The sequence below is a fragment of the Rhodobacter sp. JA431 genome, assembly GCF_900217725.1.
In the GTDB taxonomy this organism is placed as follows: Bacteria; Pseudomonadota; Alphaproteobacteria; order Rhodobacterales; family Rhodobacteraceae; genus Rhodobacter; species Rhodobacter aestuarii.
Map to the genome: position 1 here is coordinate 67,930 of NZ_OBMP01000001.1, position 20,539 is coordinate 88,468.

At 60.6% G+C, this 20,539-nt stretch carries 18 protein-coding genes and 1 riboswitch; of the genes, 9 read left to right on the plus strand and 9 right to left on the minus strand.

Annotated features, from left to right (window positions below; genetic code table 11):
* Window position 1 precedes the first annotated feature (1 nt).
* Both CRO18_RS00110 and CRO18_RS00115 read right to left on the minus strand, forming a co-directional pair.
* On the minus strand, window positions 2-1,297 hold the full coding sequence (locus CRO18_RS00110) for a TolC family protein (protein WP_170952506.1): 1,296 nt from the start codon (window positions 1,295-1,297) through the stop codon (window positions 2-4).
* 219 nt (window positions 1,298-1,516) lie between these two features.
* Window positions 1,517-2,530, minus strand: coding sequence for a BamA/TamA family outer membrane protein (locus CRO18_RS00115; RefSeq protein ID WP_170952507.1), 1,014 nt, complete (start codon window positions 2,528-2,530; stop codon window positions 1,517-1,519).
* Between the two features lie 850 nt (window positions 2,531-3,380).
* Between CRO18_RS00115 and CRO18_RS00120 the strand changes: the two genes are divergently transcribed.
* The 5 genes from CRO18_RS00120 to CRO18_RS00140 are packed head-to-tail and all read left to right on the plus strand — an operon-like array spanning window position 3,381 to window position 7,177.
* Window positions 3,381-3,884 (plus strand): YbjN domain-containing protein, encoded by a 504-nt coding sequence (locus CRO18_RS00120; protein ID WP_097080636.1) that lies wholly within the window; start codon window positions 3,381-3,383, stop codon window positions 3,882-3,884.
* Between the two features lie 26 nt (window positions 3,885-3,910).
* On the plus strand, window positions 3,911-4,723 hold the full coding sequence (gene proC / locus CRO18_RS00125) for a pyrroline-5-carboxylate reductase (RefSeq protein WP_097080637.1): 813 nt from the start codon (window positions 3,911-3,913) through the stop codon (window positions 4,721-4,723).
* Entirely contained in the window at window positions 4,720-5,061 is a 342-nt protein-coding gene (locus CRO18_RS00130) for a tRNA-binding protein (RefSeq protein WP_097080638.1), read from the plus strand. The genes proC and CRO18_RS00130 overlap by 4 nt, the downstream gene beginning before the upstream one ends.
* Window positions 5,061-6,002 carry a D-glycerate dehydrogenase gene (locus tag CRO18_RS00135; RefSeq protein WP_097080639.1) on the plus strand — a complete coding sequence of 314 codons (942 nt, stop codon included), beginning with the start codon at window positions 5,061-5,063 and terminating at the stop codon, window positions 6,000-6,002. The genes CRO18_RS00130 and CRO18_RS00135 overlap by 1 nt, the downstream gene beginning before the upstream one ends.
* A gap of 56 nt (window positions 6,003-6,058) precedes the next feature.
* Window positions 6,059-7,177 (plus strand): beta-ketoacyl-ACP synthase III, encoded by a 1,119-nt coding sequence (locus CRO18_RS00140; protein WP_076484095.1) that lies wholly within the window; start codon window positions 6,059-6,061, stop codon window positions 7,175-7,177.
* Window positions 7,178-7,220: 43 nt separating this feature from the next.
* Here the strand turns inward: CRO18_RS00140 and gcvP are convergent, their stop codons facing one another.
* From gcvP to gltX, 4 genes are all read right to left on the minus strand, one after another.
* Window positions 7,221-10,055: an aminomethyl-transferring glycine dehydrogenase gene (gene gcvP, locus CRO18_RS00145; protein WP_097080640.1), complete on the minus strand. Its 2,835-nt coding sequence runs from the start codon at window positions 10,053-10,055 to the stop codon at window positions 7,221-7,223.
* Between the two features lie 4 nt (window positions 10,056-10,059).
* The gene (gcvH, locus tag CRO18_RS00150; RefSeq protein WP_097081076.1) at window positions 10,060-10,416 is read right to left on the minus strand and encodes a glycine cleavage system protein GcvH; all 357 of its coding nucleotides are present in this window, start codon (window positions 10,414-10,416) and stop codon (window positions 10,060-10,062) included.
* A 17-nt stretch (window positions 10,417-10,433) separates the two neighbouring features.
* Window positions 10,434-11,543 carry a glycine cleavage system aminomethyltransferase GcvT gene (gcvT, locus tag CRO18_RS00155; RefSeq protein ID WP_097080641.1) on the minus strand — a complete coding sequence of 370 codons (1,110 nt, stop codon included), beginning with the start codon at window positions 11,541-11,543 and terminating at the stop codon, window positions 10,434-10,436.
* A gap of 143 nt (window positions 11,544-11,686) precedes the next feature.
* A riboswitch (glycine riboswitch) is annotated at window positions 11,687-11,777 on the minus strand.
* Window positions 11,778-11,934: 157 nt separating this feature from the next.
* Window positions 11,935-13,263 carry a glutamate--tRNA ligase gene (gltX, locus tag CRO18_RS00160; RefSeq protein ID WP_097080642.1) on the minus strand — a complete coding sequence of 443 codons (1,329 nt, stop codon included), beginning with the start codon at window positions 13,261-13,263 and terminating at the stop codon, window positions 11,935-11,937.
* 98 nt (window positions 13,264-13,361) lie between these two features.
* On the opposite strand from gltX, the gene CRO18_RS00165 reads away from it, so the two are divergent.
* Both CRO18_RS00165 and CRO18_RS00170 read left to right on the plus strand, forming a co-directional pair.
* Window positions 13,362-13,766 (plus strand): metallopeptidase family protein, encoded by a 405-nt coding sequence (locus tag CRO18_RS00165; protein WP_097080643.1) that lies wholly within the window; start codon window positions 13,362-13,364, stop codon window positions 13,764-13,766.
* A gap of 69 nt (window positions 13,767-13,835) precedes the next feature.
* Window positions 13,836-14,756: an MBL fold metallo-hydrolase gene (locus CRO18_RS00170; protein WP_097080644.1), complete on the plus strand. Its 921-nt coding sequence runs from the start codon at window positions 13,836-13,838 to the stop codon at window positions 14,754-14,756.
* Window positions 14,757-14,853: 97 nt separating this feature from the next.
* On the opposite strand, the gene CRO18_RS00175 is transcribed toward CRO18_RS00170, so the two are convergent.
* A complete protein-coding gene (locus CRO18_RS00175) occupies window positions 14,854-15,843 on the minus strand; it encodes a DUF6976 family protein (protein WP_097080645.1) in 990 nt (329 codons plus the stop codon).
* A gap of 14 nt (window positions 15,844-15,857) precedes the next feature.
* Window positions 15,858-16,067 carry a hypothetical protein gene (locus CRO18_RS00180; protein ID WP_076484102.1) on the minus strand — a complete coding sequence of 70 codons (210 nt, stop codon included), beginning with the start codon at window positions 16,065-16,067 and terminating at the stop codon, window positions 15,858-15,860.
* Between the two features lie 157 nt (window positions 16,068-16,224).
* Between CRO18_RS00180 and CRO18_RS00185 the strand changes: the two genes are divergently transcribed.
* On the plus strand, window positions 16,225-17,172 hold the full coding sequence (locus tag CRO18_RS00185) for a 1-phosphofructokinase family hexose kinase (RefSeq protein WP_097080646.1): 948 nt from the start codon (window positions 16,225-16,227) through the stop codon (window positions 17,170-17,172).
* A 125-nt stretch (window positions 17,173-17,297) separates the two neighbouring features.
* On the opposite strand, the gene CRO18_RS00190 is transcribed toward CRO18_RS00185, so the two are convergent.
* Window positions 17,298-18,956 carry an NAD+ synthase gene (locus tag CRO18_RS00190; protein WP_097080647.1) on the minus strand — a complete coding sequence of 553 codons (1,659 nt, stop codon included), beginning with the start codon at window positions 18,954-18,956 and terminating at the stop codon, window positions 17,298-17,300.
* A gap of 146 nt (window positions 18,957-19,102) precedes the next feature.
* On the opposite strand from CRO18_RS00190, the gene CRO18_RS00195 reads away from it, so the two are divergent.
* Window positions 19,103-20,539: an MORN repeat-containing protein gene (locus CRO18_RS00195; RefSeq protein ID WP_097080648.1), complete on the plus strand. Its 1,437-nt coding sequence runs from the start codon at window positions 19,103-19,105 to the stop codon at window positions 20,537-20,539.

Sequence of the window (20,539 nt, forward strand, 5' to 3'; positions counted from 1 at the left end):
ATTAGCGGGCGACACGCCCGTAAACACGCGCGGAGTAACGATTATCCGACAAGACGCGTTCGACAGAAGCGACCAACGCATCATCAATCGACCCGGTCGCGCGCGCACGTGCGATAGTTGCGAGGATATAGTTGCGGCGGGTGCGCTGCTGCAGAACTTCTGCACGCACCAATTCCAGTTTGGCCTCGGCCAAGTCGAGGTCATTGGCGAGCCCAGCCTCGATCTCTTTCGAGATCTCATTCACAGCAGAGCGGCGCAGCGAAATGACCTCGTTCAAAGACCGATCATGCTGCCACAAAGCATTGAGCGCCGATGTCGCGCCGCGCATATCATTGACCGCCGCTTGAAGCTGCGCGTCGTAATCGTGACCAATGGCCAGCGCTTCGTTCAACTGCGCGTCCCGGATCGCCCGAAGACGGCCAGAAGTGTAAAGATCCCATTCGAACTGAAGCGTCACATCCTCGGTGTTGGTCAAGCTCGAACCATCAAAGAGCGAACCACCACGGTCACGCTGGGCAACGGCAACTTCCAAGGACAAACGTGGATACATGGCCATACGCGCCTGATCCACCTCGCGCAAAGCGACGTTGACACGGCTCGCCATCGCGCGAACTTCTGGCGAGTTTTCAACGCGATCTAGCTCCGCTTGCGAAATTGCGGTTGGACGCGGAAGCGAAGCGCCATTGCGCGCAGCAGCCGGATACGGGCAGGTCGTGTCATAGGCCATCCCGCAAAGACGATCCGCCCGAATGCGATAGTCCGCAGCCGCAATCGACGCATCTGAGCGCGCACGTGCAAGCTCGGCTGCGGAAACCGACCGCTCAGACGCGCGAAGCTCGCCTGCGTCGGACTGCGTGCGCTCAAATTCGGCGCGCGCGTTGAAATATTGGACTTCAGCATTCGCAAGACGCCAACGCTCGATCGCCTCGGCAGCATCCGCGTAAACCGTCAGAACATTTTGCAGCAAATCTTGTTTCGCCGCTTCAAAATCAGATTGGCGCGCTTCAGCTTCCGAACGCGCCGCGACGATCGCTGCCGACATCGGCAAATCGAGCAAGCGCATATTGGCGGTCAAAGCAATGTTGGTCGTGTCGTAGCGCGTATCATCACCCGCAAACGACGGGTTCGAGCTTTCCTCGATGACTTGATGCGTATTGATCTTGTCAGCCGTCAGAGCCACTTGCGGATAGAACTCGCGTTCTGCCTCTGTGACCCGGGCCTGCGCCGCCATCATCTGACGCTGCGCGGACGCGACATTGGGGCTTGTCTGCGCCGCGACAGCAGCAAACGACGTCAAGGATCCGGACGTGCTTATCCGGCTTGGCGCCATGCTGGACGGGACCGGCACGACGGCACCGTCTTTTTCCATCTGCGCCAAAAGCTCTTCAGCGGATTTCTCGAATTTAATGTTGCCGCCACATCCCGCGGCAACCAGCGCCAAGGACAGCGAGGACACACGCACCGCGTACTTCAGAGCAGACGTCTTTACGAAGGGAGCCTGTAGCATAGCAGTTTCCTAGAATTTACTGGTAAAGTTGATCTGCACTTCTTGCAGATGATCCGTGTCTTCATGCTGGAATGGATGCGCGAGAACCAACTCGACCCGCGCAGGACCAAACTCGCGGCTGACGGTCAAACCGATTGACGCCCGCAGGTTTGCACCGTCGTCAATCGCGGCACGCGCAGCATTACCATTGTCGTCAAAACCCCATGCCGAACCTAAATCCACAAACCCACCAATCGCCAATTCGGGCATCGACGCGATTACGCCCGTGCGCCGCGCATAAAATGACATGACAGCATAATTCGTTGCACCAACCGGCGCGCCATCCAGCACGGACGCGTCCGCCGGGCCAAATCCACCGGCCTCAAAACCACGCAAAGCCCCAGAAGAGGGCAAAAACCGGTCATTCACCGTTGTTTGCCCCTCCCACACAGAAATCATGCCCGCAGCCAAGCGAACACCGACTTCGGTCTCAGATTTAGGGAAGGCAATTTCATATGACGCTGTCGTTTCGAGCTTGCCGTAAGACAGGTCGCGACCGTCGGTGATGGCTTCCCCACTGATGCCATAAGACCAGCCCGCGCGCTTGGCCGAGTAGTCAAGACCCAAGCCATAAAGGTCTCGCGCGCCCTCCTCAGCCTGCAAAACAGCAGGCGCGGCTGCAACATTCGAGATTTCGTCGTGGCCAAAAATAGCCTCAACCGTCAGCCGGGACTTCGGATTGGTAAAAACCGCCTGCGGTCTAAAAAACGTCTCTGTCGTATCAATTCCCATCAGCGATTGTCGATCACTGGTAACGTGGCTCAAGACAAAAGCAAATTTCGGATTTCCGTTGCCAATTCCATTGTTTTGAAACAGCAGGTCGTAGGAGTGTTCGTCTTCTGAGACGTCAAAACCAAAATCCAGTGTTTGGTCATAGCCTAAAAAGCGGTCATGCCGAAAACGCCCAGATACGGATGCACCTGCATCCATATTATAGCCGACCCCAAAGGCGAGCGAGCCAACCTTTTCAGCGCCAAGATCCATGTCCTGAGCGTGGACAGAAGGCGCGAAAAAACACACCAAAACACATGATTTTACCAGACTATATCTTCGCATATTCCCCCTCGCATTTTTACAACCTCAATCACGTTACGAAGGGTCGATCGCTGGCAGCCTTCATTTTCCGGGGAGTTCATCCCTCAGGTCACGTCTCTGGACCCAAAGATATACCCAGATTTCAGGTTCAGACCGAAATCGTTCGTCTTGTTAACGTGATCTAAAGGTATCTTCTGCGCACCCGAAGGTATGTTCTACGCGCTGGACTGAAGAAAACAGATTGCCTCACCCCAATCAGGCGGGCATCCGCGAAATGATTGGGGCGCCCGCAGTCGCCCCATGTCCTCCCTCTCTCCCCGGCACCGCAGACCCACACTCCCCAAGTGGCTCACCGATTGACGGTAACCTTGCCTGAAACGACCCGCATGACAAGCGTTTTTCCGCCGAAATAACACCTGCGGTTGCAACGACTGCGGGAATGGGGCGGATCAGAGGCCGTGCTCTGGTTCCGCCAGACAGTGTCAGAGCCGCACCCAACGCTGCCGACGAATAGCTTGATGCCAATATCGGCCTCTTGTCCTGGACACCCTGCGCAGGAGCATCCCGCACGCGCCCAGTCCGGGCCAAAGGTGCAGAACAGTCGCCGAAACTCCTATTTCCTGTGCATTTCTTGTGGGTAAGCCGCGCATTCACGACTTATCCACCATAATCTACTTTACAGACCTCGCCACAGCCCGCACGATATCTGGTAGGGGCGCTGTGGATAACCGCCGTGCCTAGTATCGAATTCGATTTCTTGGGGACATTCCTCAAACCAGTACAGGCAAGCGGGGGCAGCATGGCACTGAGCGAAGACTATCTCGATAGCACCGAGATCCATCCGATCGACGTGGTCGAGATGCTTGCCCAAGCGCATGACTGGGATTTTGACCGCCTCGCCCATGACCAGATCGCGATGTCGGTCGAGGGACAGTGGCGCAGCTACGCGCTCACCCTTGATTGGTCTGAGCAAGATGAAACGCTGCGGTTGATCTCCACCTTTGAACTTGACCCGCCCGAGGCGCGGATGGGCGCGCTTTACGAATTGCTCAACCGCATCAATGACCAATGCTGGACCGGGGCCTTTACGTGGTGGCCGGAACAGGGGCTGATGGTCTGGCGCTATGGGTTGGTGCTGTCGGGCGGGCAGATCGCAAGCCCAGAGCAAGTCGACCGAATGATCCGCGCGGCGCTCAGCGTTTCGGAGCGGTTCTATCCGGCGATGCAACTGGCGACATGGGGCGAAGAAACGCCAGAAGCGGCGATGAAAGTCGCCATTGCCGAGGCTTACGGGCGCGCCTAATCTCCCCCGCGACAAGGGAGATTGCGATGGACTTTTCCGAAATCGAAAAACGCGGGCTCGTGCTTTTGGGCTGTGGCAAAATGGGCTCGGCGATGCTGGCGGGCTGGCTCGGCCAAGGGCTAAGCCCCACAGCGGTGCATGTGGTCGAGCCTTTTCCGTCAGATTGGCTGAGCGGCACCGGCGTTGCGCTCAATGGCAAACTGCCCGAAGCGCCCGCCGTGGTGCTGGTCGCCGTCAAACCGCAAATGATGGGCGAGGCGCTGCCCACGCTTAAAGCTATGGGCGGGGGCGAAACGCTGTTTGTGACCGTGGCCGCAGGCACGACGCTCGCCACCTATGAAACCATTCTTGGCGCGGCCACTCCGGTGGTGCGCGCGATGCCCAACACCCCCGCCGCGATTGGCCGGGGCATTACGGCAATTTGCGGCAATGATAGCACGACCGAGGCGCATCTGGCTTTGGCCGAAGGGCTGCTCTCGGCGGTGGGCCAAGTGGTGCGGCTTGAGGGCGAGCATCAGATGGATGCCGTCACCGCGATTTCCGGCTCCGGCCCGGCCTATGTCTTCCATATGATTGAAGCTTTGGCGGCTGCAGGCGAAGCCCTAAACCTGCCCGCAGAACTTGCCATGAGCCTTGCCAAAGCCACCGTCGGCGGCGCGGGCCAATTGGCCGAAGACAGCGATGTCTCTCCTGCGCAATTGCGTGTCAATGTCACCTCGCCGGGCGGCACCACCGCCGCCGCATTGGCGGTGTTGATGGACCCGGAAGCCGGCCTGCCGCCACTCATGCAACGTGCCACAGCAGCGGCAGAGGCGCGCGGCAAGGAGTTGGGGAAATGAGCGATCCGATCACCTATGATGATTTCGCCAAGGTCGATATTCGTGTGGGCCGCGTCGTGGATGTGCAGCCTTTTCCCGAGGCCCGCAAACCCGCCTACAAGCTCTGGGTCGATTATGGCCCTGAGATTGGGGTGAAAAAATCCTCCGTGCAGATCACCGTGCATTACACGCCCGAGGATTTGATGGGCCGTCAGGTACTTGGCGTCGTCAACTTCCCGCCGCGCCAAATCGGCCCCTTCATGTCCGAGGCTTTGGTGCTCGGCCTGCCCGATGCCGATGGCGCCGTGGTGCTGATTGGTCCGGGCCAAGAGGTGCCGCTTGGCGGGCGGATGTTCTGATGCGGCTTTTGGTGAGCCGCGCGCAAACTGCACGTGTGAGCACGATTCTGCGCGAGGAATTCGGTGCGGAATTTCGGACCAAAGATGCGCCGATGCGCGTGGAAGAAGCCCGTGCCGCCTTGGCGGAGTATGATGCGCTTTTGCCCACTTTGGGCGATGCGTTCGGGGCCGAGGCCTTTGCCGGGCCGGTCCGCGCAAAACTGCTGGCCAATTTCGGCGTTGGTGTGAACCATATTGATCTGCAGGCCGCCCGCGCGGCGGGGGTCAATGTCACCAACACGCCGGGTGCGGTCACCGATGCCACCGCCGATATTGCGATGACGCTGCTCCTTATGTCTGCCCGCCGTGCCTCGGAGGGGGAGCGAATGCTGCGTGCGGGCGACTGGTCCGGCTGGGCGCCGACGCAAATGCTGGGCGCCCACGTCACGGGTAAGCGGCTTGGCATCATCGGCATGGGGCGGATTGGCCAAGCCGTGGCGCGCCGCGCGCATTTTGGCTTTGGGATGGAAATTGCCTATGCCACCCGCAGCCCGAAAGACTTGCCGTTCACGGCGCGCCCCCTGCCCTTGCCGGACGTGCTGGCTTGGGCCGATTTCGTGGTGCTCGCCGTTCCCGCCACCGCAGAAACCCGCAACATGATTGGCGCGGCGGAATTGGCGGCCATGCGCCCCCATGCGCATCTAATCAATGTCGCGCGCGGCGATGTGGTGGATGGAGTTGCGCTGATTACGGCGCTTGAGGCTGGCCAGATCGGCGGTGCGGGGCTTGATGTCTATGCCCAAGAACCGCTGGTGCCCGAGGCCCTGCGTAGGCTCAACAACGTCACCCTCTTGCCCCACCTTGGCACCGCCACCGAAGAGGTGCGCGACGCAATGGGGATGATGGCGATTGAGAATTTACGCGCCTTCCGTGACGGCAAAGCGCTACCCAACCCCGTCTGAACGCTTGACCTTCCCCAAAAGCGGGCCGAACGTGGCGCAAATTTGGGGGAGCATGCATGTATCAGCCAGCGATTACCGCGACCGGAGTTTTTGTCCCACCTGAGGCGATTTCAAACGATGATTTGGTTGCCGCGTTCAACGCCTATGCTGACCGGGTGAATGCCGAGAATGCTGCCGCGATTGAAGCGGGGGAAATGGCCGCGATCCCGCATTCATCTTCTGAGTTTATCGTCAAAGCCTCGGGCATTGAAAACCGCTATGTGATGGACCGCTCGGGCGTTTTGGACCCTGCGCGGATGTACCCGAACCTGCGGCAACGCTCTGACGACGAACCCGGTATCATGGCCGAAATGGCACTTGCGGCCTGCGAAGCCGCGCTGAGCAAAGCAGGCCGCAAAGGCGACGAGGTCGATCTAGTGATTTGCGCCGCCTCCAATATGGAGCGCGCTTATCCGGCTGTTGCGATTGAAATTCAAAAGCTTCTGGGCGCGGGCGGCTTTGCCTTTGACATGAATGTGGCCTGTTCCTCGGCCACATTTGGCATTCAGGCGGCGGCGGATATGATCCGGTCGGGCTCGGTCCGGCGCGCGCTGGTGGTGAACCCCGAAATCACCTCAGGCCATTTGGAATGGCGCGACCGCGATTGCCACTTTATCTTTGGCGATGTGGCCACCGCCACGCTGATTGAGCGCGCCGAGGATGCCGAACATGGCTTCCTGATCCGCTCCACCCGCTGCGCGACCGAATTTTCGAACGCGATCCGCAACAACAACGGTTTTTTGCGCCGCAACCGCCCCGATGGGATGCAAGACCGGCGCGACATGCAGTTCATGCAAGAGGGCCGCAAGGTCTTTAAGGAAGTGCTGCCCTTGGTCTGCACGCATATCGGTGCACATCTGACCGAAGAAACCGTGCCAGCGGATAGCCTAAAGCGCCTTTGGCTGCACCAGGCAAACAAAACGATGAATGATTTCATTGGCCGCAAGGTGCTAGGGCGTGACCCAGAACCCGGCGAGCAGCCCAATATCTTACAAGAATTCGCGAATACCTCATCCGCCGGCTCGATCATTGCCTTTGATCGGTTCTCATCAGACCTAAACCCTGGCGACAAAGGGCTGATCTGCTCTTTTGGCGCGGGCTATTCGGTAGGCTCTGTGATCGTCGAACGGTATTAAAGCACGCCCAGAGCCGCCGCGCGCGGCTCCGGGCAGGATCAGTTTACTCTGCCGCCCAAGCCTCGACTGGCGGGCAGGTGCAGACCAGATTCCGGTCGCCATAAGCGTTGTCGACCCGGCCCACAGGCGGCCAGTATTTATCCACTCGGAACGCACCGGGCGGGAAGCAGCCTTGCTCGCGCGAATAGGGGCGATCCCACTCTGCCACCAAATCCTCGACTGTGTGGGGCGCGTGGCGCAGCGGGCTATTTTCTGCCGAAATCCGCCCCTCGGCCACGTCGCGCACCTCTTCGCGGATCGCTTCAAGCGCGGTGACAAAGCGGTCGATCTCGGCCTTGGTCTCGCTTTCGGTGGGTTCGACCATCAAAGTGCCCGCCACCGGCCAAGACATGGTCGGCGCATGGAACCCATTGTCGATCAACCGCTTGGCGATATCGTCCACCGTCACGCCCACCTCAGCAAAGGGGCGGGTGTCCAAAATGCACTCATGCGCGACCCGGCCACGGTTCCCCATGAAAAGGATCGGATAGGAATTGCGCAGCCGCGCGGCGATGTAGTTCGCGTTCAAAATCGCTACCCGCGTCGCCTGCGCCAGCCCCTCGCCACCCATCATCAGGCAATAGGCCCATGAAATCAGCAAGATCGACGCCGAGCCATAAGGCGCCGCCGAAACAGCGCCGGGCTTGCCATCGGTCTCGGAATGCCCCGGCAAGAAGGGGGCGAGATGCGCTTTCACCCCAATCGGCCCCATGCCCGGCCCGCCACCGCCATGCGGAATGGCAAAGGTCTTGTGCAAGTTGAGATGGCTCACATCCGAGCCGCATTCGCCCGGGCGCACCAGCCCCACCAGCGCATTCATATTCGCGCCGTCCAAATAAACCTGCCCACCGTGGTCATGGGTGATCTGGCAGATCGTCTTCACCGTTTCCTCAAACACGCCATGCGTCGAGGGGTAAGTGATCATGCAGGCGGCGAGCTTATCGCCCGCCTCTGCGGCCTTCGCGGCAAAATCTTCAATATCGACATCGCCGTTCGGGGCAGATTTCACCACCACCACCTTCATCCCCGCCATCGCAGCCGAGGCAGGGTTCGTGCCATGCGCCGACATCGGAATAAGGCAGATATCGCGCTGGTCGTCGCCCCGTGAGCGGTGATAGGCGGCGATCGTCATCAGCCCCGCATATTCGCCCTGCGCGCCGGAATTGGGCTGCATCGAAAACGCATCATAGCCGGTGATTTCGCACAATTTTGCCGTCAGATCCTCGATCATCTCGGCATAGCCTGCGGCTTGATCTGCGGGCACGAAAGGGTGGAGCGAGTTGAACCGGTGCCACGTAAGCGGCGCCATTTCCGCCGCCGCATTGAGCTTCATCGTGCACGACCCAAGCGGGATCATCGCCCGGTCCAGCGCCAGATCGCGGTCAGACAAACGGCGCATGTAGCGCATCATTTCGCTCTCGGCCCGGTTCATGTGAAAGACCGGATGGGTCAGATATTCTGTCTGCCGCAGCATCTCTTCGGGGAAGCCCAGATGCGTGCCCGCAGGCGGCGGTTGTAAAATCCCAAACGAGGCCAGAACGCGCGCGATCACATCGTCATCGGTCATCTCATCAACCGAAATGCCAACGCGCCCTTCGCCCACTTTGCGGAAGTTGAGCCCATGCTGGCGCGCCGCCGCCATGATCCCCATTTGCCCCACGCCCACGCGCACGGTGATCGTGTCAAAATAGGCCTGCGGCGCCACATCGGCGCCCGCCGCGACCAACGCATCATGCAGCCGCACCGCATTGAAATGCACCGTTTCAGCAATGGCGCGCAGCCCCATTGGCCCGTGGAACACGGCGTAGAAGCTCGCCATCACCGCCAAAAGCGCCTGCGCGGTGCAGACGTTCGAGGTCGCCTTTTCGCGGCGGATATGTTGCTCGCGGGTTTGCAGGCTCAGGCGGTAGGCCTTGTTGCCACGCGCATCAATCGACACGCCAACAATCCGCCCCGGCATGGTGCGCTTGAGCTTATCGGTGCAGGACATAAAGGCCGCATGCGGGCCACCATACCCCATCGGCACCCCAAAGCGCTGCGCCGAGCCCACCGCGATATCGGCCCCCATCGCGCCGGGTTCTTTGAGCAAACACAGCGCCAGAAGGTCGGTCGCCATCACCGCAATGGCACCCACCTCATGCAACATGGCGATGTAATCGGTAAAATCACGCACATGGCCATAGGTGCCGGGATATTGGAAAATCGCGCCAAAGACTTGATCAGGCACCATTTCATCGGGCTGGCCCTTGAGGATTTCAATCCCGAAGGGCGCGGCGCGGGTTTCAAGCACGTCAATCGTTTGCGGATGCAGGTTGAGGTCGACAAAGAACGCCTTGGCCTTCGATTTCGCCCCGCGCTGCGCCATCATCATCGCCTCGGCGGCGGCTGTGGATTCGTCGAGCAAGCTGGCGTTGGCGACAGGCAACCCGGTAAGGTCTGCCACCATCGTTTGGAAGTTCAAAAGCGCTTCCAAACGCCCTTGAGCAATTTCGGGCTGATAGGGCGTGTAGGCGGTGTACCACGCCGGATTCTCCAAGATATTGCGCTGAATAACCGGGGGCGTGGCCGTGCCGTAATAGCCCTGCCCAATGAGCGAGGTCATCACGACGTTCTTTTGCTGCACCTCGCGCAGCTTATTGTGCAGCCCGTGTTCGGTCATTGGGGCCCAGCTCAGCGGTTTCGCCTGGCGGATCGTGGGCGGCACCGTTTCGTCAATCAGCGCCTCAAGCGAGGGCACCCCCACCACCTTAAGCATCTCTTCCATCTCCGCTGGGCTCGGCCCGATGTGGCGACGGTTGGCGAAATCATATGTGTTGTAGGTCGTGGGGGTGAAGGTCATGATTTTACCCGATGAAATTCGTGTAAGCGGCTTCATCCATGAAGCCTGAAAGCGCCGCCGGATCGCTGATCCGGATTTGGAAGAACCACGTGCCAAGCGCATTTTCATTCACTGCGCCGGGGGTGTCGGGCAGCGCCTCATTCACCGCGACGATCTCCCCCGCGACCGGAGCAAGAATATCGGAGGCCGCCTTGACGGATTCGATCACGCAAATCTCTTCGCCCTTTTCGACGACGCGCCCGACCTCGGGCAGTTCAATAAACACAACATCGCCCAACTGTTCAGAGGCATGGGCGGTGATGCCCACGGTGACCAGATCGCCCTCGGGGCGCAGCCATTCATGCTCTTCGGTAAACAGGATCGTCATGGGGGTGCTCCTCAGCGTTTGTAGCTTGTAGGGTGGAAAGGCAGGGGCGTGATGCGCGCGGGCAGGCGTTTGCCGCGCATTTCGCCATAAACGGTGCTGCCCTCGGGCAGGTCTGCGGGCAGATAGGCCATCGCCATCGGCCCTTCGATCGAGGGGCCAAAGCCGCCCGACGTCACGGTGCCAATGGGCGTGCCGCCCTCCGGCGCAGCGTAAATCTCAACGCCTTCGCGCATCGGCGCGCGGCCTTCGGGGCGCAGCCCCATGCGCTTGCGACTGGGGCCATTGGCCAGTTCTTGCAAGATACGCGCGGCCCCTGGGAAACCGCCTTCGCGCACCCCGCCCGCACGACGCGTCTTTTGCAGCGCCCACGTGAGCCCGGCTTCCACCGGCGAGGTGGTGGCATCAATATCATGGCCATAAAGGCACAGCCCCGCCTCAAGCCGCAAACTGTCGCGCGCACCAAGGCCGATGGGGGCCACGGCTTCATGCGCCAAAAGCGCCCGGGCAAAATCTTCAATCACCTCATCGGGCACCGAAATTTCATAGCCATCTTCACCCGTATAGCCAGAGCGGGAGACCCAAAGATCATTGCCTTGCCACAGAAAGGTCGCCGTTTCCATGAAGCGCAGTGCGGCGGCACCGGGGACAATTGCCTCCAAGACGCCCTCCGCGGCAGGGCCTTGCAGCGCCAAAAGCCCGCGCCCTTCCACCACGGTGACACCCTCGATATGCGCCTTTAGATGCGCGATATCGGCCTCGGCACAGGCGGCATTGACGACCAAAAACAGATGATCGCCGCGGTTTGTGACCATCAGATCATCCAAAATCCCGCCCGCGTCATTGGTGAACAGCGCATAGCGCTGACGGTTCAGCCCAAGCCCGGCAATATCCACCGGCACCAACGCCTCCAGCGCCGCGACCGCGCCGATCGGCAAGATCACCTGCCCCATATGGCTGACGTCAAACAGCCCGGCCTTGGCGCGCGTGTGCAGATGCTCTTTCAGCACGCCCATCGGATATTGCACGGGCATCTCCCAGCCCGCAAAGGGGACCATCTTCGCCCCCAATTCCACATGCAGATCATAAAGCGACGTGCGTTTGCACCCCGTATCCCCGGCCATGTCATCCCCCTTAGCCGGTTCCCCGGCACCGATTTCTCGGGCAATGCGCCCGCTCGATGCCCCCCCTGTCCGTGCCTGTCACAGGCGCCTGAGATCATTATCCCTTCGGCGGGTCCGCGATGGGCGGGCCTCTCTCCAGAGTTTTTGTCAGACCGGTCCTTTTGCCTGAGAGTTTACCGGGGCGGTTGCTCCTTCGGCCCTGACCTTGCGGCCAGTGTCTCCCGTTCCTGACTTCCCCCGCATAACCGAGGCAAAGCGGCACTTGCAAGGAAGAAAATCAAATCCGACGCTTTACAGATAAAAACGACCCAATCAGGTCGCTATTGCACAAAAAAGAACAGGACCGGCAGTACCGACCCTGTTTCAAAAGCCTTTTGGCGTGATGCCGTGCTTAGCCCTTGGCGCGCACTTTTTGCAAAAGCGGCATCAGATCGGCCATCTCGGGGCCATGGCTTTGCCCGGTCAGCGCTTTGCGCAGCGGCATGAAGAGGCCCTTCCCCTTGCGCCCGGTTTCCGCCTTCACTTTGGCGGTCCATTCGCTCCACGTGGTGGCGGTGAAGGGCGGCTCGGGCAAAAGCGCCATCGCGGCGGCCACAAACTCGGCGTCCTCGGCGTCAATCACCGGCTCGGCACCTTCCAGCACAAGTTCCGCCCAATGTTTGAGGTCCGACAGCTTGTCGATGTTTTGCGAGGCCACGGCCCAGAACTGCTCGGCCATCGCATCGGGAATGCCCAGCGCGCGAATATCGGCTTCCACCGCCGCATAGGGCAGTTGGTGGTTGCGCGCACGGGTGAGCGGGATCAGATCCTCGGGGTCGAACTTCGTCGGCGCAGAACCAAATTGCGACAGTTCAAACCCTTCGGCGATCTCCTCAAGGCTGAGCTTGAGTTCTACCGGCTGGCTGGAGCCAAGCCGCGCCATCAGGCTCAAGAGCGCCTCGGGCGCAATGCCATTTTCACGCAGATCACGGATCGACAGCGTGCCAAGGCGTTTGGAAAGCTCCTCGCCCTTCGCGCCGGTCAACAGGCTGTGGTGGGCGAAGGCCGGGGGCTTGCCGCCCATCGCCTCAATGATCTGGATTTGCGTCGCGGTATTGGTGACGTGGTCGCCGCCGCGCACAATGTGGGTGACGCCCATATCCATATCATCGACCGAGGAGGCAAAGGTATAAAGCACCTGCCCACCCGCCTTGATCAGCACCGGGTCAGAGACCGAGGCCGCATCAATCGAAATGTCGCCAATGATGCCGTCGGTCCATTCGATCCGGGTCAGATCAAGCATGAAACGCCAATAGCCTTCGCGGCCCTCGGCACGCAGCTTTTCTTTGTCTTCTGCGGTGAGCTTCAGCGCCGTGCGGTCATAGACCGGGGGGCGGTGCATGTTCAAAAGCTTCTTACGCTTCAGGTCCAACTCGGTCGGGCTTTCAAAGCATTCGTAAAGCTTGCCCGAAGCGCGCAGGCTTTCCGCCGCCGCTTCGTACCGATCAAGCCGCAGAGATTGCCGCTCTTCGCGGTCCCAGGTCAGGCCCAGCCACTCAAGGTCGGCTTTCAGCGCATCGACATATTCTTGTTTCGAGCGCTCCTGATCGGTGTCATCAATGCGCAAAATGAAGGTGCCGCCATTTTTGCGGGCGGTCAGATAGTTCATCAGCGCGGTGCGCAGGTTGCCGACATGGATATAGCCGGTCGGCGAGGGGGCGAAGCGGGTCACAACGGTCATGGCGATCTCCTGTTGCGTGATCCTCTTTCACAGGCGGGCCGTTTTGTCCATATCGAGCAGGGCGCGCAAACGGGTTGCGCCGCGTTGGGAGGCAGAAAATGAGCCGTTGGAAAGACTGCGAAGCGCCAAGCCTTGCAGAGATCGAAGCAATGGCCGAGGCCGCCCGAGCGCTTTTGCCCGAAGCGTTCCGCGCGGCTGCGGCGCAAGTGGTGCTGCGGGTCGAGGATGTGGCCCCCGATACGTTTCTCGAAGAGTTGGAGATTGACGACCCTTATGAGCTGACCGGGCTTTATGAAGGCGTGCCGATGACCGAGAAATCCATCGCGGACCCGACCGGGCCGGATGTGATCTGGCTCTTTCGGCGCGCGATCTTGGATGAATGGGTGGCGCGCGGCGATGTTGGGCTGGATGAATTGGTGGCCCATGTCTTTGTGCATGAGATGGCGCATCACTTCGGCTGGTCGGATGAGGATATCGCCGCCATCGACCGCTGGTGGGAATAACAGCTCTGCGAGGCGGCTGGACCAAAACAGGCCTCCGCCTATCTGGTAGCGCCCAGACAGGAGGCCCCGATGACGACACTCACCCGCCGCGCCACGCTGATTGCCGCCGCAACCGGTCTTGCCACCCCCGCGCTGATTTCGGGCGCATCCGCCCAAACCGCCCCCACAGAAACGCTCCCGCGTGTGCCCTATCGGCGGTTGAAACTCGGGGACTTCACCTTGACCACGCTTTTGGCGGGCACGCGGCCAATGACGGAGCCGCAAACAATCTTTGGGCTCAACGCCACAGCAGAGGAATTTGCCGCGCTTTCAGCGGAAGCGTTTATTCCCGCCGATGCCTCGCTCAACGGGTTCACGCCGACTTTGGTGGAGACGGGTTCTGAGGTGGTGTTGTTTGACACTGGGCTTGCCCCCGAAGGGATCACTGCCGCGCTCACCGCCGCAGGTGTTGCGCCCGAAGCGGTAACGCTTGTCGTGCTGACCCATATGCATGGCGACCATATCGGCGGCTTAAGCGATGGAACCACGCCCACCTTCCCCAATGCGCGCTATGCCACCGGCAAGGTGGAATATGACTATTGGGCCGGGGCGGGGAACACGGGCTTTGACGCCAAAGTGCGCCCGCTCGCCGATCAGATGACCTTTTTGGCAGATGGCGACAGCCCGGCCGAAGGGCTAACCGCGATCTTTGCGCCGGGGCACACGCCGGGCCATATGGCCTTTCGTATCGACAGCGCCGGGCAGAACCTGATCCTGACGGCCGATACGGCGAACCATTACGTTTGGTCGCTGGAGCGCCCCGATTGGGAGGTGAAATACGATATGGACGCGACCCAAGCCGCCGCCACGCGCCACAAGCTTTTGGGGATGATCGCCGCCGAACGGTTGCCCTTCATCGGCTATCACATGCCATTTCCGGGCGTTGGCTTCTTGGAGGCGAAGGGCGAGGGCTTCCACTTCGTTCCCGCAAGTTATCAATTCGACCTCTAAGCCTATCCCAAAACGCCAAACCCCGGCGTGGTGGCATCAGCCATCACGCCGGGGCGGGCGCGTCCCCGATTGAGAGACGTAGTTTAGAACCGGGCGCTTAAGCCGCGTCGTTGATATCCATGCGCACCAAGGTTTGGTTGAGCAGGATATAGGCGATTTCGCCGAAGGTGACCGGGCCGGTGAAGCCACCGGTGCGCTGGCCTTCCAACTCGCCATAGAGATAGTTCAGGATGCAGTTGCACGAATATTGGCCCGTGCCACCGTCGCCCGCGCCTTGCGCGAAGGCTTGCGAATAGGAGCCAAGCGCATTGGCCATGCGATATTCGACGCCCGCCACGACCGGGGCATAGAACTTCACTTCGCCGGTTTCGGTATCAACCGATTGGATCGAGACGTTCACCAGCGCGCCCGAATAGTTCGCCACAAGCGGCAGACGGGTGTCGATCTTGTTGTCGGTGATGTAGTCGGCCAGTTTCACTTGCTCGCCGTTCACCATCGCAGTTTTAGCCGAGAAGCCATTGTCTTCGAAGGTGAAGCTCAGCTTCGCATCATCGCCTTGGGCAAAGATGTTGAGAATATCGAGGTCGATCTGCGCGCCTTCGGGCAGCGCCACGTGCAACAGCACCGCACCTTCGTCATAGCCCACACCGGTCGAGCCATCGAACACTTTCGGGGCTTTTTTGCCGATGTCATCCAGATGCACGCCGGTGATCCAACCCGCAAGCGGCTGGTCAAACAGGCCCGGATAGGTTTGGCCATCCACGGCAAATTGCGAATGCGCCACCGAGAAAGCCGGGATCATGATCATCGTCACGCCGCCCGCTTTGTAGCCCTCGGAGATCGTCGGCAGGCCCGCCACATCCACATGGCGCGGCGTGGCGCCGGTCGCTTTGGCAAAGGTGGTGCAGAAAAGCTTGTCGCGCACCACGGCACCGCCGTTTTCAGTCACGAAATAAACGGTGGTGCCACCGATCCACGCGCCCTTGGGCAGTTGCACCAGCAGAGCCTCGTCGCCCGCGATCACCATGACATCGCCCGCTTCGATCCGGGCCGCAGCCTCGGTGACGGTCAACATTTCATTTTTCATACGCGTCTCTCCCGTCAAAATTTCGCAACGTCAGCAACGGCGAAGCTGTTCTTCGCCACAAAGTCCCGCAACTCGCCCATTTTGGCCGAAAGAGTCGCAGGCGCGTCCGCCACCTCACGGCGCAGACGGGTAATCAAAATGCGCGTAGCCAGAGAGGCCGAAGACAGGTCAGAATCGTTGGTCAAAACCCGCTTCCAGCGGGGATCGTTCAGATCAGGAATCATGGGCGCTCCTCCATAGAGATCGCGACGAAATAGCGCAGCAATCTGTTAAGATCGCGTTTCTAAAAAATGGAAATTCCTACCTTTGACATGTGCGCTGAACCTGCCATGTTAGCGCCGAAGCATTTGAGATGGGCCCTGAGGCCCGGGAAGGCCCGGTATGACAGCCATATTGACCGTTACCCTTAACCCCACCGTAGATTTATCTATTTTTGCCGATCAGGTCGCGCCAGAGCGCAAACTGCGCTGCTCACGCCCCGATACGGACCCCGGCGGCGGCGGGTTGAATGTGAGCCGCGCCATTTCCGCGCTTGGTGGGCATTCGACCGCTTTTGTGGCGCTTGGCGGCCCCACCGGAGATAAGGTGATGCACCTGTTGGCAGAGCAAGGGATTGGTCTTTCCCCCTTCCCCGCGCCCGGCGAAACGCGGCAAAGCCTGACCGTGACCGATGCGAAAACCGGCGAGCAATACCGGTTCGTGATGCCGGGTCCGACGTGGTCGGGACGCGATGTCACCAAAGTTCTGGACCGGATCGGCAAATCCGCGCCCGAAAACGGGATCGTCGTGCTTTCAGGCAGCCAGCCCCCCGGCGTGCCAGAAGATTTCCCGGCGCGTCTGGCGACCCGCATCGCGCGCACGCGAGCGCGGTTCTTCCTTGATACATCCGGCAAGGCGCTGCATCACCTGCTGGAAGCGCAAGCCAAACCGGTTGATGTGCTGCGGATGGATGATCTCGAGGCCGAAGAACTGGCCGGGCGTCGCCTGCCCACCCGTGCCGACAGCGCCGATTTCGCACAGGAGTTGGTGCAAAAGGGCATCGCCCATGCCGTTGTGGTGGCGCGCGGGGCCGATGGCAACGTGCTTGCCACGCTCACCGAACGTTGGGTGGCGCAAACCGTACCCGATAAGGTGATCTCTAAAGTCGGTGCGGGCGATAGTTTTGTGGCCGCTTTCACGCTGAGCCTTGGGCGCGGGCTGAGCCTGCCCGAAGCGCTGCGCTGGGGTGCCTCCGCCGCAGCGGCAGCGGTGACGACCCCGGCCACCGACCTGTGCACCGAACGCGATGTGAAACGACTGCTGCGCGGCTCGACGCTGGAGCGGATCTGATCTTCAATCGGCGGTGCGGATCCCCGCCCCACCGATTAAACGCCCCTCATCTTCGCCTTGGTGCACATATTGCCCCCGGGGAATTTCTCCGTGGGACAAGTGGGGGCTGCGCCCCCCCTGCCCCGTCAGGTCCGGTCGCGCCAGCGGTTCACCATCGGATAGCGCCGATCAAGCCAGAAGGCGCGGGTCGTAAGCCGTGGCCCCGGCGCGGATTGGAAGCGTTTCCATTCGGAAATATAGAGCAGATGTTCGATCCGCTGCACCGTCGCGCGGTCAAAGCCCGCGGCGGTGATTTCGTCGATTGACTGATCTTCTTCGACGAGCCGCTCCAAGATCGCGTCCAGCACCTCGTAGGGCGGCAGGCTGTCTTCATCTTTTTGGTTGTCGCGCAACTCGGCTGAGGGCGGTTTCTCGATGATCGACACCGGCACCGCAACGCCCGCGGGCCCCTTCATCCACGCCCGATGGTTTTCATTGCGCCAACGGCAGGTTTCAAAGACGCGGGTTTTATAGAGGTCTTTGAGCGGGTTATAGCCGCCCGCCATATCGCCATAAATCGTGCAATAGCCCACCGCGACTTCGGATTTATTGCCGGTGGTGAGCAGCATGCCGCCAAATTTGTTAGAGATCGCCATCAGCATCACGCCACGCAGGCGCGATTGGATGTTTTCTTCGGTCACATCCGGGTTTGTCCCCGCCAGAACATGGGCCAGCGCGCCCTCCACCGCATGGCGGCTCTCTTCAATGGAAACCGTATCAAGCTTGCAGCCAAGCCCCGTCGCCGCTGCCGCCGCATCCTCAAGCGAGGCTTGCGAAGTGTAGCGCGAGGGCAGCATCACGCAAAGCACGTTTTCCGCGCCCAAAGCATCGGCGGCAATCGCCGCCACCAGCGCAGAATCCACCCCGCCCGAAAGGCCGAGCACCGCCTTTTTGAAGCCCGACTTGCCAAGGTAATCGGCCAAGCCCAGCACCATTGCGCGGTAATCTTGTTCAATATCGCCGGGTTGCGGCGCCATTGGGCCGGGGCACGGGGCCCAACCCTGGGCGCCTTTTTCAAAATCCAGATGTTCGATGGCTTCTTCAAACGCCGGAAGCTGCGCAACCACATCGCCTTTGGCATCCAGCACGAAGCTTGCCCCGTCAAAGAGCTGATCATCCTGCCCACCGATCATGTTGAGGTAGACAAGCGGCAGCCCCGTTTCAGCCACCCGCGCACGGGTCACATTCAGGCGTAAGTCCAGCTTTTGGCGACGATAGGGCGAGCCGTTGGGCACAAAGAGCATCTCCGCCCCCGCGCCTGCCAATGCGGCCGCAACATCAGCGTGCCACGCATCTTCGCAAACCGGCAGGCCAAAACACAAAGGCCCCAGCGTCACCGGCGCGCCGATGGGCCCCGAATCGAACAGGCGCATTTCGTCAAAAACGTCGTCATGCGGCAGGTGATGTTTGAGCACCTGTGCCGCGACTTGGCCGTCTTTCAAAATCCAATAGGCGTTATAGCTGCCCGTTTCATCCCACCACGGGCCACCAATGCCCAGCGCAGGGCCATCTTCGATCCGTGCGGCAAGCGCCGCCATCGCCGCCATCGCATCGCGCACAAAGGCGGGTTTGAGCACCAGATCCTGCGTTTGATACCCCGTCAGGAACATTTCGGGCAGCATCACAAGGGCTGCCCCCGCCGCGCGCCCCGCCTCCCAAGCGGCAAAGGCCTTCTCGGCGTTGGCATCAAGCGCGCCCACGGTGGCGTTGAGTTGGGCAAGGGTCAGGCGGAAGCGGTCGGTCATTGGCATCCCGGAATGGTTTTTCTTCATGTAGCCGCCCCAAGCGGCAGAGAAAAGCCTTGGCCGCCCATTCCCACCTTCTGGGTGCGCTTGTTTCTGCCGCGCCTGCACACTAGGCTAAGTGCATGGGATCTGATCAGGGAACCACCATGAAGCAGGCACGTCGTTTCGGACTGGCACTGGCGGTGGCGCTTGTCGCAACCTCTGCGGGGGCACAAGACGTCATCACCAAGCAATACGAGGATGGCGGCATCTATGAAGGCACGTTCCGCGATGGAAAGCAGGACGGCCTTGGCAAGTACAGACTCCCCTCGGGCTATGAATACGAGGGCGAGTGGCGCATGGGCGAGATTGTCGGCCAAGGGCAGGCCCGCTTTCCTGACGGATCGGTCTATGTCGGCGCTTTCGCCCGCGGCAAACCTGATGGCAAAGGCAAGATCACTTTCGCCGATGGCAGCACCTATGAGGGCGATTGGGTCGCGGGCGCAATCACCGGGCAAGGTGTGGCGCATTATGCCAATGGCACGACCTATGAAGGGCAATTCATCAATGCGCTGCATCACGGCGAAGGCGTTCTGACCGGCCCTGATGGCTACCGCTATGAGGGCACATGGGACCAAGGCGTCAAGGCCGGGCGCGGTAAGATCACCTACCCCGATGGCGCAAGCTATGAGGGGGACATGGCGGCGGGCCAACGCCATGGCAAGGGCAAGCTGACGCTGGCCACGGGCGTTGTTTATGAAGGCGATTGGGTCAATGGCCAAATGCAGGGCGAAGGTGTCCTAACCCAACCCAATGGCGACCGATATGAAGGCGGCATGCGCGCAGGCAAACGCTCGGGCGAGGGCAAAGTGCTTTACGCCAATGGCGATGTCTATGAAGGCCAGTTCCTGCTGGATAAACCGAATGGCATCGGCACCTTCCGTGGCACAGATGGCTATGTCTACACTGGCGACTGGGTCGAGGGCCGGATCGAAGGAAAAGGCCGCGCCGAATTCCCCGATGGCTCGATCTACGAGGGTGAATTCAAATATGACATGCCCGAGGGCACGGGCCGCATCACCTACCCCGATGGCGCCACCTATGAAGGGGACTGGACCGCGGGCGTGATCGAGGGGCATGGCGTGGCACGCTACGCCAACGGGCTTGTTTATGAAGGCGATTTCTTGGCCGCGCGCCAGCACGGGAAGGGCAAAATGACCTATCCCGATGGCTACACCTATGAAGGCGATTGGGCCGATGGCCAGCGGCAAGGCGAAGGCACCGCCATTCATCCCGATGGCACAATTTATACCGGCGGCTTTGTCGCTGGGCAGCGCGAGGGCTTTGGCACGCTGCAAATGCCCGATGGCTTCACCTATGCGGGCGCTTGGGTCGATGGCGAAATCGACGGACCGGGCAAAGCCACCTATGCCAATGGCGATGTCTATGAGGGCATGTTCGTCCGCGGACGCCGCCAAGGCAAAGGCGTGATGCGCTATGCCTCGGGCGAGGTCGAAGGCGGCGTTTGGGAAGAAGATCGGCTGGCAGAACCCGCCGAATTACTGCCTCCGGCCCCGGTCGACACACAGGCGCCCAAAAACTAG